Source organism: Thioclava sp. UBA3469 (genome assembly GCF_002378135.1).
Classification (GTDB): Bacteria; Pseudomonadota; Alphaproteobacteria; order Rhodobacterales; family Rhodobacteraceae; genus Thioclava; species Thioclava sediminum.
In genome coordinates, this window is sequence record NZ_DFRG01000137.1 from 1 (window position 1) to 14309 (window position 14309).

At 64.7% G+C, this 14309-nt stretch carries 17 protein-coding genes; 3 read left to right on the plus strand and 14 right to left on the minus strand.

What is annotated here, in order from left to right; all coding sequences use genetic code 11:
• Positions 1-482 precede the first annotated feature (482 nt).
• Positions 483-1229 carry a CDP-diacylglycerol--serine O-phosphatidyltransferase gene (gene pssA / locus B3D39_RS11100; protein ID WP_078547361.1) on the minus strand — a complete coding sequence of 249 codons (747 nt, stop codon included), beginning with the start codon at positions 1227-1229 and terminating at the stop codon, positions 483-485.
• Between the two features lie 21 nt (positions 1230-1250).
• Positions 1251-1949 (minus strand): phosphatidylserine decarboxylase, encoded by a 699-nt coding sequence (locus B3D39_RS11105; RefSeq protein WP_274962738.1) that lies wholly within the window; start codon positions 1947-1949, stop codon positions 1251-1253.
• A 181-nt stretch (positions 1950-2130) separates the two neighbouring features.
• On the opposite strand from B3D39_RS11105, the gene B3D39_RS11110 reads away from it, so the two are divergent.
• Positions 2131-2388, plus strand: coding sequence for a (2Fe-2S)-binding protein (locus tag B3D39_RS11110; protein WP_078547388.1), 258 nt, complete (start codon positions 2131-2133; stop codon positions 2386-2388).
• Positions 2372-2857, plus strand: a complete 486-nt coding sequence (gene bfr / locus B3D39_RS11115; protein WP_078542760.1) for a bacterioferritin — start codon at positions 2372-2374, stop codon at positions 2855-2857. Before B3D39_RS11110 ends, bfr begins: the two co-directional genes overlap by 17 nt.
• Before the next feature lie 271 nt (positions 2858-3128).
• On the opposite strand, the gene rpsI is transcribed toward bfr, so the two are convergent.
• The 3 genes from rpsI to B3D39_RS11130 all read right to left on the minus strand — a co-directional run bounded on the left by rpsI (position 3129) and on the right by B3D39_RS11130 (position 4762).
• Positions 3129-3629 (minus strand): 30S ribosomal protein S9, encoded by a 501-nt coding sequence (gene rpsI / locus B3D39_RS11120; RefSeq protein ID WP_078522796.1) that lies wholly within the window; start codon positions 3627-3629, stop codon positions 3129-3131.
• A gap of 2 nt (positions 3630-3631) precedes the next feature.
• Positions 3632-4093, minus strand: coding sequence for a 50S ribosomal protein L13 (rplM, locus tag B3D39_RS11125; RefSeq protein ID WP_078522797.1), 462 nt, complete (start codon positions 4091-4093; stop codon positions 3632-3634).
• A gap of 240 nt (positions 4094-4333) precedes the next feature.
• Positions 4334-4762, minus strand: coding sequence for a PaaI family thioesterase (locus B3D39_RS11130; protein ID WP_075775475.1), 429 nt, complete (start codon positions 4760-4762; stop codon positions 4334-4336).
• A gap of 63 nt (positions 4763-4825) precedes the next feature.
• On the opposite strand from B3D39_RS11130, the gene B3D39_RS11135 reads away from it, so the two are divergent.
• Positions 4826-5614, plus strand: a complete 789-nt coding sequence (locus B3D39_RS11135) for an enoyl-CoA hydratase (RefSeq protein ID WP_274962739.1) — start codon at positions 4826-4828, stop codon at positions 5612-5614.
• Between the two features lie 19 nt (positions 5615-5633).
• Here B3D39_RS11135 and proB read toward each other — a convergent pair whose 3' ends face one another.
• From proB to B3D39_RS11180, 9 genes are all read right to left on the minus strand, one after another.
• Positions 5634-6752: a glutamate 5-kinase gene (gene proB / locus B3D39_RS11140; protein WP_078547392.1), complete on the minus strand. Its 1119-nt coding sequence runs from the start codon at positions 6750-6752 to the stop codon at positions 5634-5636.
• Positions 6740-7768: a GTPase ObgE gene (obgE, locus tag B3D39_RS11145; protein ID WP_274962740.1), complete on the minus strand. Its 1029-nt coding sequence runs from the start codon at positions 7766-7768 to the stop codon at positions 6740-6742. Before obgE ends, proB begins: the two co-directional genes overlap by 13 nt.
• Positions 7769-7864: 96 nt before the next feature.
• Complete coding sequence (locus B3D39_RS11150) at positions 7865-8380, minus strand: GNAT family N-acetyltransferase (RefSeq protein WP_274962741.1); 516 nt, start codon at positions 8378-8380, stop codon at positions 7865-7867.
• 72 nt (positions 8381-8452) lie between these two features.
• Positions 8453-8989 (minus strand): GNAT family N-acetyltransferase, encoded by a 537-nt coding sequence (locus B3D39_RS11155; RefSeq protein WP_078571786.1) that lies wholly within the window; start codon positions 8987-8989, stop codon positions 8453-8455.
• A gap of 209 nt (positions 8990-9198) precedes the next feature.
• Positions 9199-9468 (minus strand): 50S ribosomal protein L27, encoded by a 270-nt coding sequence (gene rpmA / locus B3D39_RS11160; protein WP_075775480.1) that lies wholly within the window; start codon positions 9466-9468, stop codon positions 9199-9201.
• 12 nt (positions 9469-9480) lie between these two features.
• Positions 9481-10113, minus strand: a complete 633-nt coding sequence (rplU, locus tag B3D39_RS11165; protein ID WP_274962742.1) for a 50S ribosomal protein L21 — start codon at positions 10111-10113, stop codon at positions 9481-9483.
• A 192-nt stretch (positions 10114-10305) separates the two neighbouring features.
• A complete protein-coding gene (locus tag B3D39_RS11170; RefSeq protein WP_274962743.1) occupies positions 10306-11424 on the minus strand; it encodes a CaiB/BaiF CoA transferase family protein in 1119 nt (372 codons plus the stop codon).
• Positions 11425-11578: 154 nt separating this feature from the next.
• Positions 11579-13408, minus strand: a complete 1830-nt coding sequence (locus B3D39_RS11175; RefSeq protein ID WP_274962744.1) for an ABC-F family ATP-binding cassette domain-containing protein — start codon at positions 13406-13408, stop codon at positions 11579-11581.
• Between the two features lie 141 nt (positions 13409-13549).
• Positions 13550-14266 (minus strand): GNAT family N-acetyltransferase, encoded by a 717-nt coding sequence (locus B3D39_RS11180; RefSeq protein WP_274962745.1) that lies wholly within the window; start codon positions 14264-14266, stop codon positions 13550-13552.
• Positions 14267-14309 lie beyond the last annotated feature (43 nt).

Genomic DNA, 14309 nt, shown 5'->3' on the forward strand with positions numbered 1-14309 from the left:
TATCTATCAATGTCAAAGAGCGTGAGGCCAAAAAGAACCGGAAGCGCTTACTTTGTAGCGCAGCCCGCCCTCAAACCTCAGTAGTGTTCGTTGCCGTCCGTGTCAGCGTCGCTGGCTCTTCCGGCGCCCCGCTGCGGTGTGTGCCGCTTCGGTGAGGGGGTTTCTACGCATAGGGACCGGGGTCCGCAACAGGTTTTTTCATCTGATCGTCACTTTTTTCTCGATACCCTTATTTTCTTGGTCAAAAAAGCGGCGAAAAGCAAAGTGGATGGGCTCGGGGCCGATGGGCAGACACGGAATCGCTCGATACTGCCCCGGGGTCACCCGATTCCGTTTCGCGCAAATCACCCGAAATCGCCCTGATGACCGGGTGAATCGCCCCCTTCTCTCCGGTGAATCGCCTCCCCTGCCCTCACACCTCCCGGGAATCGCGAACGCCGCCCCGGAGGAGCGGCGTTCGGCAGTGTCGAAGAGGGGCGAGGTCACGCGCGCAGAATTCTCCCGCGCGCCTTCCAGATCGCGGGGATCAACATCGCCGCGTAGATCACCGCCAGGATCACCATCAGCAGCCAGATCCGCGTGAAGACCATCCCCACCGCGATGACCGTGCCGATCAGCAGCACGCCCACCGCGCGACGCGGAATGCGCATCGCTTTGGGCGAGAAGGTCTTGATCCGCGAAATCATCAGCAAACCGACAAAGCCCAGCCAGACCGCCACGACCACCGGCACCGCGCGCGCATCACCCAGTTCAGCGAAACTGACGAACATCGGCAATAGGGCGAGCCCCGCCCCTGCGGGTGCGGGCACCCCCGTGAAGTGACGCATCGACTCGGGCTCGGCGCGCATCACGTTGAACCGCGCGAGGCGCAGGCAGGCCGCCCCAGTATAGACCAGCACGAAGACCCAGCCGAAAGCGTGCGTCTCCCCCAGAGCGAAGCGATAAAGCAGAAGACCGGGCGCCACGCCGAAGCAGAGGAAGTCGGACAGGCTGTCGAGCTCCGCCCCGAAATCCGAGGACGCATTGAGTCGCCGCGCGAGCAACCCGTCCATCCCGTCGATCAGCGCCGCGAGCAGGATCAGAACCACCGCGCTCTCGAACCGGTCATCCATCGCGAAACGGATCGAAGTCAGCCCCAGCCCCATCCCGGCAATCGTGACGAGGTTCGGCACCAGCTGCAGAAACGGCAACCGGTCCTTTTCATGCGGGTCGAGTTCGTGGTCTTTCATCGCGCCCTCCTCGAGCCTCTCTTACCGAATGCCGCCGGAGCGCGCTTGTTCCGCGCTCTCGAGATCGGCGATCACGGTTTCGCCCGCGACCATGTTCTGGCCAATGCAGACGAGCGGGTTCACCCCTTCGGGCAGGTAGATGTCGAGGCGCGAGCCGAAACGGATCAGACCGAAGCGCTCGCCGGTCATCAGGCTCTGGCCTTCTTTCGACCAGCACAGGATGCGACGCGCGACGAGGCCTGCGATCTGCACCACCCCGTATTGGCGGCCATCGGGCAGCGTCACCGTAAGCCCGTTGCGCTCATTGTCCGAGCTCGCCTTGTCGAGCGAGGCATTGAGGAATTTCCCCGGGCGATAGGCGACCTTCGAAATCCGCCCCGCGCAGGGCAGCCGGTTCACGTGGCAGTTGAAGACCGACATGAAGACCGAGACTCGGGTCATCGGCTTGTCGCCGAGGCCCAGCTCCGCCGGCGGCACCGCCGGCTCCAGCAGAGAGACCACGCCATCCGCGGGCGAGACCATCAACCCCTCGCGGGTCGGCGTCACCCGCGGCGGATCGCGGAAGAAGTAATAGCACCAGACGGTCAGCCCGACCCCGATCCAGCCCAGAGGCTCCCAGATCAGGAACAGGATGAACGTGATGCCCGCGAAGATGGCAACGAACTTGCGCCCTTCGGGATGCATCGGTTTGACGAAAGTGGAGAGCATGGAGACGGACATACGGGCCTCTTGAACTGTTTGCCCGTGCTTACCCCAGTTGCGCGGCGATGGAAACGGGGCGGGAAACGCACGCCGGAGGCGACCTTATCTCCGACTCTTTCTGTCGGATTGACATTTCCGACAAAACTACTCACCTATAGGCGGACAGGAATCCCCCTCCTCGGAAACAGGGCGCACGACCATGATCATCTGCCATTGTCAGACCATCACCGATCGCGACATCCACGCCGCCATCGACTGGATGCGAGCCTCGGACCCGAGCACGATCATCACCCCGGGCAAGATCTATCACGCGCTCGGGAAGCGGGCCGACTGCGGTGGATGCATGCCGCTCTTTCTTTCCACGATGCGGAAGAATACCAATTTGAAAGTGCCGGTCGAACTGACCGGGCTGAGACAGGCACCAATGGAAGGAAGACGACATGAAGGGCGACGCTAAGGTCATCGACTATCTCAACGCAGCTCTGCGCAGCGAATTGACGGCCGTTTCGCAATACTGGCTGCACTTCCGGATGCAGGAGGATTGGGGCCTTGCCGCGATGGCGAAGAAATCGCGCGAGGAATCCATCGAGGAGATGCATCACGCCGACAAGCTGATCGCGCGCATCCTGTTCCTCGAAGGCCATCCGAACCTGCAAAAACTCGACCCGCTGCGCATCGGCGAAGGCCCGCGCGAGACGCTTGAATGCGACCTCGCGGGCGAGCATGACGCGCTGACCCTCTATCGCGAGGCGCGCGACCATTGCGAAAGCGTGCGCGATTACGTCTCGAAGGATCTGTTCGAAGAGCTGATCGCCGATGAGGAAGGCCATGTCGATTTCCTCGAGACGCAGCTCGACCTCTACGACCGCGTGGGCGCGCAGAATTACGCCCTGCTCAACGCCGCCAAGATGGACGAGGCGGAGTAAACCCTGCCCCTCGCAGGTCGAAGATGCTCGAAGGCGCTCCGAACGGGGCGCCTTCTTCATTGTTGCGGATGACAGATCGGGGGCGCCGCCCCCGCTTCGGCTTCGCCGAATTCTCCCCCGGGATATTTGATACTGTTGGAAATCAGACCCCGCGCGGCCCTTCCAACTGCCCGAAATATCCCGGGGGAGGCGCGGCACGCGCCGGGGGCGGAGCCCCAAACGAAAAGCGGCCCCCGAATGGGAGCCGCTTTCCAAATCGTATTCGCGAAGTTTAGCGCTTCGAGAACTGGAAGCTACGACGGGCTTTCGCACGGCCGTATTTCTTACGTTCCACAACACGCGAGTCGCGGGTCAGGAAGCCAGCGGCTTTCAGAGCCGGACGCAGCGAGGGATCATACAGCTGCAGCGCTTTCGAGATGCCGTGCTTGACTGCACCGGCCTGGCCCGAGAGGCCGCCGCCTGCGACGGTCGCGTAGACGTCGAACTGGCCGTCCACATTCGCCACGCCGAAGGGCTGGTTCACGATCAGCTGAAGCACGGGACGCGCGAAGTACTTGTCCATCGCCTTGCCGTTCACTTCGACCTTGCCGGTGCCCGGCTTGACCCAGACGCGGGCGACCGCGTCTTTACGCTTGCCGGTGGCATAGGAGCGGCCTTGCGCGTCGCGCACGGGCTCACGGGGCGTGGAGGTTTCGGTTTCGGTGGCGCCAGCGTTGTCCGAGCCGGTCACGACCGATTTCAGATCGTCGAGGGTCTTGATATCGTCGGCCATGATCAGCTCCGGGTGTTCTTCTTGTTCATCGACTTGACGTCGAGAACTTCAGGCTGTTGCGCTTCGTGCGGATGCTCGGCACCAGCGTAGACACGCAGGTTCGCCATCTGCGCACGACCCAGACGGTTGCGCGAGATCATGCGCTCGACCGCCTTCATAACCACGCGCTCGGGATGCGCGCCCTCGAGGATCTGACGCGCGGTGCGCGACTTGATCCCACCGGGGTGGTTGGTGTGCCAGTAGTAGGTCTTGTCGTCACGCTTCTTGCCGGTCATCTGCACCTTGTCGGCGTTGATGACGATGACGTTGTCGCCCATGTCCATGTGCGGCGTGAAGGTGGCCTTGTGCTTGCCACGCAGACGCATTGCGACGATCGACGCGAGACGGCCCAGCACGACGCCTTCAGCGTCGATGATGACCCATTTCTTCTCGATCTCCGCGGGTTTTGCGGTGTAGGTTTTCATCTGTGATCTGCCCTTGTGGGGTATTTCGAATTCTGATGCGGGCTTTTGCGCGATTCCGGACGCGTTTTCAAGTGCATCGTTTCGGAATTTTATCAGCAAAAACAAAGCGGTAAAAATTAGGTATTAAAATACCCCATATCTCGGCGCGATGTTGGGCCGGGTTGGGGGCTCTGCCCCCGGCGCATTCGCGCCTCCCCCGGGATATTTGCGCCAAGGCGAAGGCGCAAAGCGTGCAGCGCCCTACCCCATCGCCCGCGGCGGAATCGAATAGGTCATGCTTGCGCGCGCGACGGGCCGGTCGTCGCCCTCGGAATAGATCAGCGCATCGCCCACGGCGAGGACGCGGCCCAGCTTGAGCACCCGGATCTTCGCGATCAGGTCGGCCCCTGCGGCAGGCTTGCGCATGAAATCCATGCTCGCATTCGTCGTCACCGCCAGCGCCACGCGACCGATCCGGGCGAGGATCGCGATATAGATTCCGACATCGGCCAGCGCGAACATGTTCGGCCCTGAGACCGTGCCGCCGGGCCGCAAATGGCGCTCTTCCACCTTCAGGCGCACCACGAGCTCGTCCTCATCGAGCGCGTCGATCGCGAAGTCGCCTTTCACCTGCGGAAACGCCTCGTCGAGAAATTCCGCGAGCTCGTCGCGATCCATTACCAGCGCCATGCGCCCTCCCCTTTCCTTGTCCCTCGCTCGCCCCTAGAGTTTCGCCAAAGAGGAGGAGTTTCAATGACCGATCTGGTGATCCGCGAGGATAACGGCGCGGTGGCGCATCTGACGATGAACAGCCCCGGCAGCCTCAACGCGCTGTCCGATGCGATGCTGGCCGCGCTCAAGGCGCGGTTTTCCGAGCTGGCCGAGGATACCGGCGTGAAGGTCGTGGTGCTGCGCGGCGCGGGCAAGGCGTTCTGCGCGGGACATGACCTCAAGGAGATGCAGCGCGGGCGCGAAGCCGAGGATCAGGGCCGCGCCTATTTCGCCGATCTCTTCTTCCGCTGCGCCGAGGTGATGCAGATGATCCCCGCCCTGCCGCAGCCGGTGATCGCCGCGGCGCATGGCATCGCAACCGCCGCCGGCTGTCAACTGGTCGCCTCCTGCGATCTGGCCGTGGCAGCCGAGGGCACCCGGTTTGGCGTGAACGGGGTGAATATCGGGCTGTTCTGCTCGACCCCGATGGTGGCGCTGTCGCGCAACGTGCCGCGCAAGGTGGCCTTCGAGATGCTCACCACCGGCGAGTTCATCGATGCCGCCCGCGCCCGCGAGGTCGGGCTGGTCAATCGCATCGCGCCGCATGAGGAGCTTGGCGCCGAGACCGAGAATCTCGCGCAGACCATCGCAGGCAAGCTGGGCGCCGCCGTGAAGATCGGCAAACGCGCTTTCTACGATCAGGCCAATATGGACCTCGCGCAGGCCTATGAGCACACGGCCGCGGTGATGGTCGAGAACATGCTCTGGCGTGATACGAAGGAAGGCGTGCAGGCCTTCATCGAGAAGCGCAAGCCGGACTGGGCCGAATGAAGGGGCGGAGTAACGCCGCTCAGCCCACCACCATATCGTCGCGATGGATCAGCGCCGCGCGGCCGGGATAGCCGAGGATCTCCTCAATCTCGCCCGAGCGGTGCCCCGCGATCAGCCGCGCCTCGTCACCGGTATAGCGCACGAGCCCTTTACCCAGCACCGCACGATCCGGCCCCGCAATCGTGACCGGATCGCCGCGCCCGAAGCGCCCGACGACCTTGGTGATCCCTGCGGGCAGCAGCGACTTGCCAGAACGCAGCGCGTTGGCGGCCCCCTCATCGACGAAGAGCTCGCCCCGCGGCTTCATCGCCGCGATCCAGCGTTTGCGCGCCGCCTGCGGGTCGCCCTCGGGCAGGAACCAGCTGCAGCGCCCGCCCTGCTCCAGTGCGGCAACCGGATGCTCGGCGAAGCCCTCCGCGATCGCCATCGCACAGCCGCCCGCCACCGCGACCTTCGCAGCCAGCAATTTCGTCTTCATCCCACCCTTCGAGAGGCCGGAGACGGGATCGCCCGCCATCGCCTCGATCTCGGGGGTGATGTGTTCGATCACCGGCAGATGCTCGGCGCTCGGGTCGGTCTTGGGGTTCGCGGTGTAAAGCCCGTCGACATCGGACAGCAGCAGCAGCTGATCCGCCCCGATCGTCACCGCGATCTGGGCGGCCAGCCGGTCATTGTCGCCGAAGCGAATCTCGTCGGTCGCGACCGTGTCGTTCTCGTTCACGATGGGCACGACGCCGAGGCTCAACAGCGTCTCCAGCGTCGCGCGCGAATTCAGATAACGGCGACGGTCCGCGGTGTCTTCCAGCGTGACCAAAACCTGCGCGGTGCTCACGTCATGCGGCCCCAGCACTTCCTCATAGGCCCGCGCGAGGCGGATCTGCCCCACCGCCGCCGCGGCCTGGCTTTGCTCCAGCGGCAGCGTTTCGCCCGCGAGACCGAGCACCCGCCGCCCCAGCGCAATCGAGCCGGAAGAGACGATCACAACGCCCGTGCCGCGGGCGCGCAGAGCCGCTACATCGGCGGCCAGCGAGCGCAGCCAATCCGCGCGCAATCCGCTCTGATCGACAAGCAGCGCCGATCCGATCTTGATCACCAGACGCTTCGCCTGCGCCAGAGCGGGCGCGCTCACGGTTGCCATGCTCCGCCCTCGTCCTCCGGCTTCGGCTTGTCCTTGGCGATCTCCGCCCAAAGCGCGCGCAGCACATCCGGTACGCCCTTCTTCGACACGCCCGACATCAGCATCACGCGCCCGCCCGAGGCCTCTTCCAGCTCCGCCTTGCGCTCAGCCAGCGTCTCTTCGTCAATCGCGTCGATCTTGTTGAGCACGGTGACGCGCGGCTTGTCGGCGAGGATTTCCGAATAGGCTTCCAACTCGCCGATGATCGTGCGCCAATCCTCGACCGGATCTTCCGCCGTGCCATCCACCAGATGCAGCAGCACCGAACAGCGCTCGACATGGCCGAGGAACTGATCGCCCAGCCCGCGCCCTTCAGAGGCGCCCTCGATCAGCCCCGGAATATCGGCCACGACGAATTCGCGCCCGTCGATGCCGACGACGCCGAGGTTCGGAACCAGCGTGGTGAACGGATAATCCGCGATCTTGGGCCGCGCATTCGACGTCGCCGCGAGGAAGGTGGACTTGCCCGCGTTGGGCAGCCCCAGAAGCCCCGCATCCGCGATCAGCTTCAGGCGCAGCCAGATCGTGCGCTCGACGCCTTCCTGACCGGGATTCGCGCGCTGCGGCGCACGGTTGGTCGAGGATTTGAAATGCAGGTTGCCCCAGCCGCCATTGCCGCCCTTGGCGAGCAGCACGCGCTGGCCCACCTCGGTCATGTCGGCGATCAGCGTTTCCTGATCCTCGTCGAGAATCTCGGTGCCGACCGGCACTTTCAGCACGACGTCATCGCCGTCCTTGCCAGTGCATTGGCTGCCCATGCCGTGCTGGCCGGTTTTTGCGAAGAAATGCTGCTGGTAGCGGAAATCGATCAGCGTGTTGAGCCCTTCGACCGCCTCGATCCAGACCGAGCCGCCCTTGCCGCCGTCGCCGCCATCGGGGCCGCCGAATTCGATATATTTCTCGCGCCGGAACGAGACGCAGCCCGCGCCGCCGCCTCCAGAGCGGATATAGACCTTGGCGAGATCGAGGAATTTCATGGTCAGGCCCCTTTCATCAAGGCGCCGGGATAGCCGTCCGCGCGCGCAGGATCAAGCGCCGCGTGGGGGCGCCGCCCCCACACCCCCGGGATATTTTCACCAAGAGGAAGGGGAATACGCGTCGCGAGGCGGGGTCTCGCAGATCATGTCGAAATGCCGGAGCTTGCGTCCCAGCGCCCGGTTCTCCTGAAGCGACTCGCCTGTGGTGCGAAATCCAAGCTTCTCGAGAACCCTGCGCGAGCGGTGATTGCCCTCGAAATAGCCCGCCGCGAGCGGCCGCGCGTCCGGGGCGTCGAAATGCCCAGCAATGACGGCACGGCCTGCCTCAGTGGTATAGCCATTGCCCCAATGATCCCGGCCCAACCAATAGCCGAATGCGCCGACCTTTCCGATCACTCCACAAAAATCGCCTTGTCGCGTGATTCCCCAGACTCGCCCGAAATTCTCGCGATTGGCGGCGACGAATGCCTCGGCATCGGTTCTGGTGTAGGGATACGGCATCCTCGCGAGCCAGCGCGCGACCTCGAAATCATTCGCGGCACGCGTGATCGCATCGACATCTTCCGAAGTCAGGGGACGCAAGACAAGGCGCGGCGTGTCGATCCGGTGCATCTTCCTCTTGGCCCAAATATCCCGGAAGGGTTCGGGAGGGCAGCGCCCTCCCGTCCACGCTCTCGGCCTGCGTTACATCTTGCGCAGATAGGTCCAAGTCGGAACATGGCGACCGCGCGCGAGCGACCAGCTTTCTGCATCGCCCAGATACTCGAAGCCGCAATTGGTCAGGACACGGGCCGAGCCCGGATTGTCCTGAAACACCTCGGCGAAGAGAGTGCGGGACTTGTGCGGGTTCGCCTCGATGATGGCGGCGACCGCTTCGGAGGCGAGGCCCGTATTCCAGAACCCCGGTCCAACCCAATAGCCGATCTCGGACTGGTCGTCGTCGAGACGGGTCAGCGAGACGACACCCAGAAGCTCGCCCATGCCATGACGCGAGCCATCGATCGCCCAGACGTCTTCGACGCGGTCTTCGGCCTGTGCGCGCGTTATGAAATTCTCGGCCGTGCCGGGCGGCAGCGGATGCGGGATCGCGCGAGTGCCTTCGGCGACACGTTTATCGCCGGAATACATCTCGATCAGACCGGCATCCGAACGCCGCAGCGGGCGCAGCACGAAGCGCTCCGTTTCGATCACGGGTTGGGTGGAAATCGTCTCCTGGTACATGGGCGCTCCTCCTCGAAACGCGGACGAACCGGCGGCTCCTCCTGCCGTGCGGTCCTAGTAAATAAATAGGACAGTAGGATGACGATACATCCCCCGACCCGGTAAATTTTCTCGCCGCGTTTGCAAACATTTGCGTGCTGCAGTGCAACGAGAAAGGGGACCGGCCTTTCAGCCGATCCCCCGATTTTGTGACACTTTCGTCGGTCGGGTTACTCGGCGGCCTCCGCAGCCGGGAGGACCGATACGAAGGTGCGGCCCTTGAGGCCTTTATGGAAGGTGACGCGGCCTTCAGCCGTTGCAAAGATGGTGTGATCCTTGCCGAGGCCGACGCCCTCACCCGGCCACCACTTGGTGCCGCGCTGACGCACGATGATGTTGCCCGGGATCGCAGCCTGACCGCCGAACAGTTTCACGCCAAGACGACGACCCGCAGAGTCGCGGCCGTTACGGGATGAACCGCCTGCTTTCTTGTGTGCCATGGGTGTCTCTCCTTATTTCGCGAGCTCTTTGGCCTGCTCGACCCAGTCGGGCTTGACCTTGGTAGCTTCAAAGGTTTCGGGATCGACCGAAGCGAGCTGAGCGTAGGTGGTGATGCCAGCTTCGTTCAGCTTCTTCTCGGCCGCCGGGCCGAGACCGGTGATGACCTTCAGATCGTCCGCTTCCGCGACCGCGACATCAGCCTTCGGCGCGGCTTTCGGAGCAGCAGCGGCCTTGGCGGGCTTGGCCGGAGCGGCTTCGCCTTTGCCACCATGCGCTGCACGACGTGCGATCGCGGTGCCCACGGCTTCCTTCACGCCCGACTTGTCGCCGCCGGTGGCGAGGACGTCGGTGACGCGCAGCAGGGTCAGTTGCTGACGGTGACCACGGGTACGCTGCGACGAGTGCTTACGACGACGCTTGTGGTAGGTGATGACCTTGTCGGCCTTGATGTTGTCGATGACTTCCGCCTGCACGGCCGCACCTTCGACGAGCGGGGTGCCGAACTGGGGCTTGTCGCCGCCGACCATCAGAATCTCGTTGAACTGGACTTTATCGCCAGCTTCGGCTGCGAGCAGTTCCACGCGGAGCAGATCGCCCGCCTGAACTTTGTATTGCTTGCCGCCGGTCTTGAGGACCGCAAACATGGGTCTTTCCTTTTCTTCATCCGCGCCCTGTGGCCCCTGATCGGAGTTCGTTGGACCTGTCGGCCCGCCGTCGGACTGCGCGCTCCTCATGGGAGCGAAGTTGCAAAAACGAGGCCCGGCGGAAAGAAGACTCTCCGCCGGGTCGGGCCGATATCGGGGATCAGCCCCCATCTGTCAAGGAAAAACGAGGTTTTATCCGCAATCGCTCCAGCGGGCGAGCGCCTCCGCCGCGGAGATCCGCCGCCCCTGTGCCCCCGCCTGCCCCGGCGTGGCCGAGAGCCGTGGCGCGGGCGCGGGCTGAGCGATGCCGTCGAGGTCGACATACGCCTCTCTTTCGGCGTTCTGCGGATGCGCAATCGCCTCCGCGATCGACAGCACCGGCGTCGCGCAGGCATCGCTGCCCGCGAAGATCTCGGCCCAGTTATCCCGGCTGCGAGTCGCAAAGCGCTCAGCAAAAGCGTTACGCAAGGCCGGCCAATTCGCACGAGCCTCGCGCGCGGGCAAGTCTTGGGGCGCGAATCCCAGCCCCGCGATCAGTGCCGCGTAGAATTGTGGCTCGAGTGCCCCCACCGCCATATGCCCGCCGCAGGCACATTCGTAGACCGTGTAGAACGGCGCGGCCCCGTCGAGCAGATTCGCCTGCCGCCGATCCACCCACGCCCCCTGCCCGGCCATCCCGGTGATCATCGCCATCAGATGCGCCACCCCGTCGGTGATCGCACAATCGACGACTTGCCCCCGCCCGGTCTCGCGCGCCCGCCACAGCGCCGCCAGCATCCCGAAGGCCAGATATATCCCGCCACCGCCGAAATCGCCCAGAAGATTGAGCGGGATCGCAGGTGCCTCTCCACCCATCGCATGCAGCGCCCCGGTCAGAGACAGGTAGTTGATGTCATGGCCCGCGGTTTGCGACCGCGGCCCCTCCTGCCCCCAGCCGGTCATCCGGCCATAGACCAGCGCCGGATGATCGGGGAAATCCTCGGGCCCCAGCCCCAGCCGCTCCATCACGCCCGGGCGCATGCCTTCGATCACCCCATCGGCGCGGGCGATCAGAGTGCGCACCGCTTCGCGCCCGGCGGCGGATTTGAGATCCAGCTCCACCACGTCGCGGCCCCGGTCGAGCAGGTCGACTTCTAAACCCAGAACGTGATTCTCGGCTCCGCCCGAGCCAGGCCGCGCGATGCGGATCACCTCGGCTCCGAAATCGGCCAGACACATCGCCGCAAACGGCGTCGGCCCCAGCCCGGAAATCTCGACAATGCGCAGCCCGCTGAGCGGTCCCGTCCCCTTGGCCCCCGTTCGCTTGGTCATGCGCCCCTCCTTATTGCCCCGTCAGAGGGGCTCTGCCCCACTGGCTCCGCCAGCCCCCGGGATATTTCTGCCAATCCGAAAGAGAATGCCCTCCCCTTCGGCTTGGATCAAATATCCCCGCCGGAGGCATCCGACCGAGCCGCGTGCGAAGGGTCTAGGCGTTCTGCGCCTTCTCTTCGAGTTCGAGCCATTCGACCTCGGCTGCGTCGAGCGCAGACTGGCGGTCGCTCAGCATCTCGGTGGCCTTGGCGAATTTCACAGGCTCGCGGGTGAAGAGATCGGGATCGGCGAGCAACTCGTTGATTTTGGAGATCTCGTGTTCGAGCTTTTCGATCACGCCGGGCAGCTCTTCCAGCCGGTGTTTCTCGGTAAAGCTGAGGCCCGCTTTCTTCGGCGCAGCTTTCTGGGGCGCGGCGGGTTTCGCCTCTGTCTTGGGTGCGTCCTTCTTCGGCGCGGGCTTGGGCTCCGGTGCGGCCTCGGCCTTTTGCGCCTGATAATCCGACCAGCCGCCCGCATAGACGGTGGCCTGCCCGTCGCCTTCCATCGCGATGGTCGTGCTGGCGACCCGGTCGATGAAGTCTCGGTCGTGGCTGACCAGCAGCACCGTGCCGTCATATTCGCCCAGCAGATCCTGCAGCAGATCGAGCGTCTCCACGTCGAGATCGTTGGTCGGTTCGTCGAGAATCAGCAGGTTCGACGGTTTCGCCATGATCCGCGCCAGCAGGAGCCGCGCGCGTTCACCACCCGAAAGCGACCGGATCGGGCCGCGCGCCTGTTGCTCGTCGAAGAGGAAGTCCTTCAGGTAGCCCACGACATGTTTCGGGGTGCCACGCACCATCACCTGATCGGAGCGCCCCTTCACCGCCATGTCCGGGTCGTTCACCAGCCCGTCCCACAGCGTCTGCTCGGGATTGAGCGTCGCGCGCGCCTGATCGAACACGGCGATCTCGAGATTCGTACCCAGCTTCACAGCGCCCTCATCGGGTGCGACCTCGCCGGTCAGCATTTTCAGAAGCGTCGTCTTGCCGACACCGTTGGGACCGACGAAGGCCACGCGGTCCCCGCGCAGCACGCGCAGGTCGAAATCCTTCACGATCTGCTTGTCGCCATAGCGCTTCGACAGCCCCGTGGCCTCGATCACGCGCTTACCCGACTGCTGCCCCGAGTCGAGCTCCATCGCAGCGACGCCCTGCCGCTTGATCTGACCCGCGCGTTCGGCGCGCAGCGCCTGCAATGCGCGCACGCGGCCCTGATTGCGCTTGCGCCGGGCCGAGATGCCTTCGACCGCCCAACGCGCCTCGGCCTTGATCTTGCGATTGAGTTTGTGGCGGGCGTCGTCTTCCTCCGCCCAAGCCTTTTCGCGCCATTCCTCGAAGGTTTCGAAGCCCTCTTCATTGCGGCGCACTTCGCCCCGGTCGATCCAGAGCGTGGCTCGGGTCAATGCGCGCAGGAAGGCGCGGTCGTGCGAGATCAGCACGAAGGCCTTGCGCGTCTCCTTCAGCTGGTTTTCCAGCCAGCCGATCGCCTCGATATCGAGATGGTTGGTGGGCTCGTCGAGCAGCATCAGCTCCGGCCCCTCGGCCAGAAGCTTGGCCAACGCCGCGCGGCGACGCTCGCCGCCCGAAGCGGTCTCGACCGGCGTCTCGGGTTTGAACTTCAGCCCCTCGGCGACCATCTCGACTTTATAGGCCTCGGCCGGGTCCAGTTCGGAGGCGGCGAAATCGCCCAGCGTCGCGAAGCCCGACAGATCGGGCTCCTGCTCCATATATCCCACGGAAATGCCCGGCGGCACGACCCGCGTGCCCGAATCCGGCTCTATCAGCCCGGCCATCACCTTCATCAAGGTGGATTTGCCCGAGCCGTTTCGGCCCACCAGCGCGACTCGGTCGCCTTGCTGGACGGTGAGCGAGAGACCTTCGAAAACGGGATTGCCGCCGAAGGTGAGCGATATGTCGGAAAGCTGTAAAAGCGGTGCGCGTGCCATGCTCGCGAGCTAAGCGGGCCTTGGCGAAAGGTCAATGGGCCACAAGCGACCCAGCCCCTTTGCGCGCCCGCGCCCCCTTCCCCTTGGAACAAATATCCCCGCCGGAGGCATCCGCACTCTCAGCGCACCCCGCCGCCGGTCTTAACGTGCCAGCGCCCGCAAGCTGCGCCGCCGCGCCTCAGGGATCGCGGCAATCTCCAGCGCGGTGAGGACGTGACAAGTGTCGAGGTCGCGGTCGATCACCGCGTGATCCGACACCCAGCCCCCCATGCCGAGATAGCTGCGCAAAAGCGGCGGCAGCGCGCTGACATCGCCGGCCTCCCCCGCCAGCGCGGCGGGATAGTCCACGCGTTCGGGGGCTCTGGGGCGGGGGCGCAAGGTAGCGGGCCCCAAAGCGCGGGCAGCGAGATGCGCGAGCCCTGCGCGATGTGCTTTCCAGTCGCTGCCCGTGAAAGAGGAGCATCCGATCAGAAGCCCGGCCCTGCTCTCCTCCGCGATCCGTGTTATCGCGGCCCAACCCAGACGCAGCACGTCCGGGTCGCGCAGCGCCGGACGGGTGCAGAAGCGGCCCAGTTCGAGGATCGGCCCGGCCCATGCTGCGAGCGGTGCAAGATCGTAAAACTGTGCGCAATAGCCCGCGGGCAGCGCCGCCCCATCCTCCAGCAGCAAAAGCCGCGCGGAGGCGGCGGGTCCGTGATCGTCGCAAATCAGAATGTGGCGGCAGAGCGGGTCGAAGCGGTCTGCATCGGAAGCCCCGGCCCGGAACGCATCGGCGCGCAGTCGCAGCGCCGCCTCGCGGTCATCCGGGCTTTGGGCCTCGCGGACCTGATAGGCGCCTTTTGCGAAACTCAGAGACATGCGACCTCGCGGGTCATGGCGGCGGCCGGCTACCGGCCGCCCC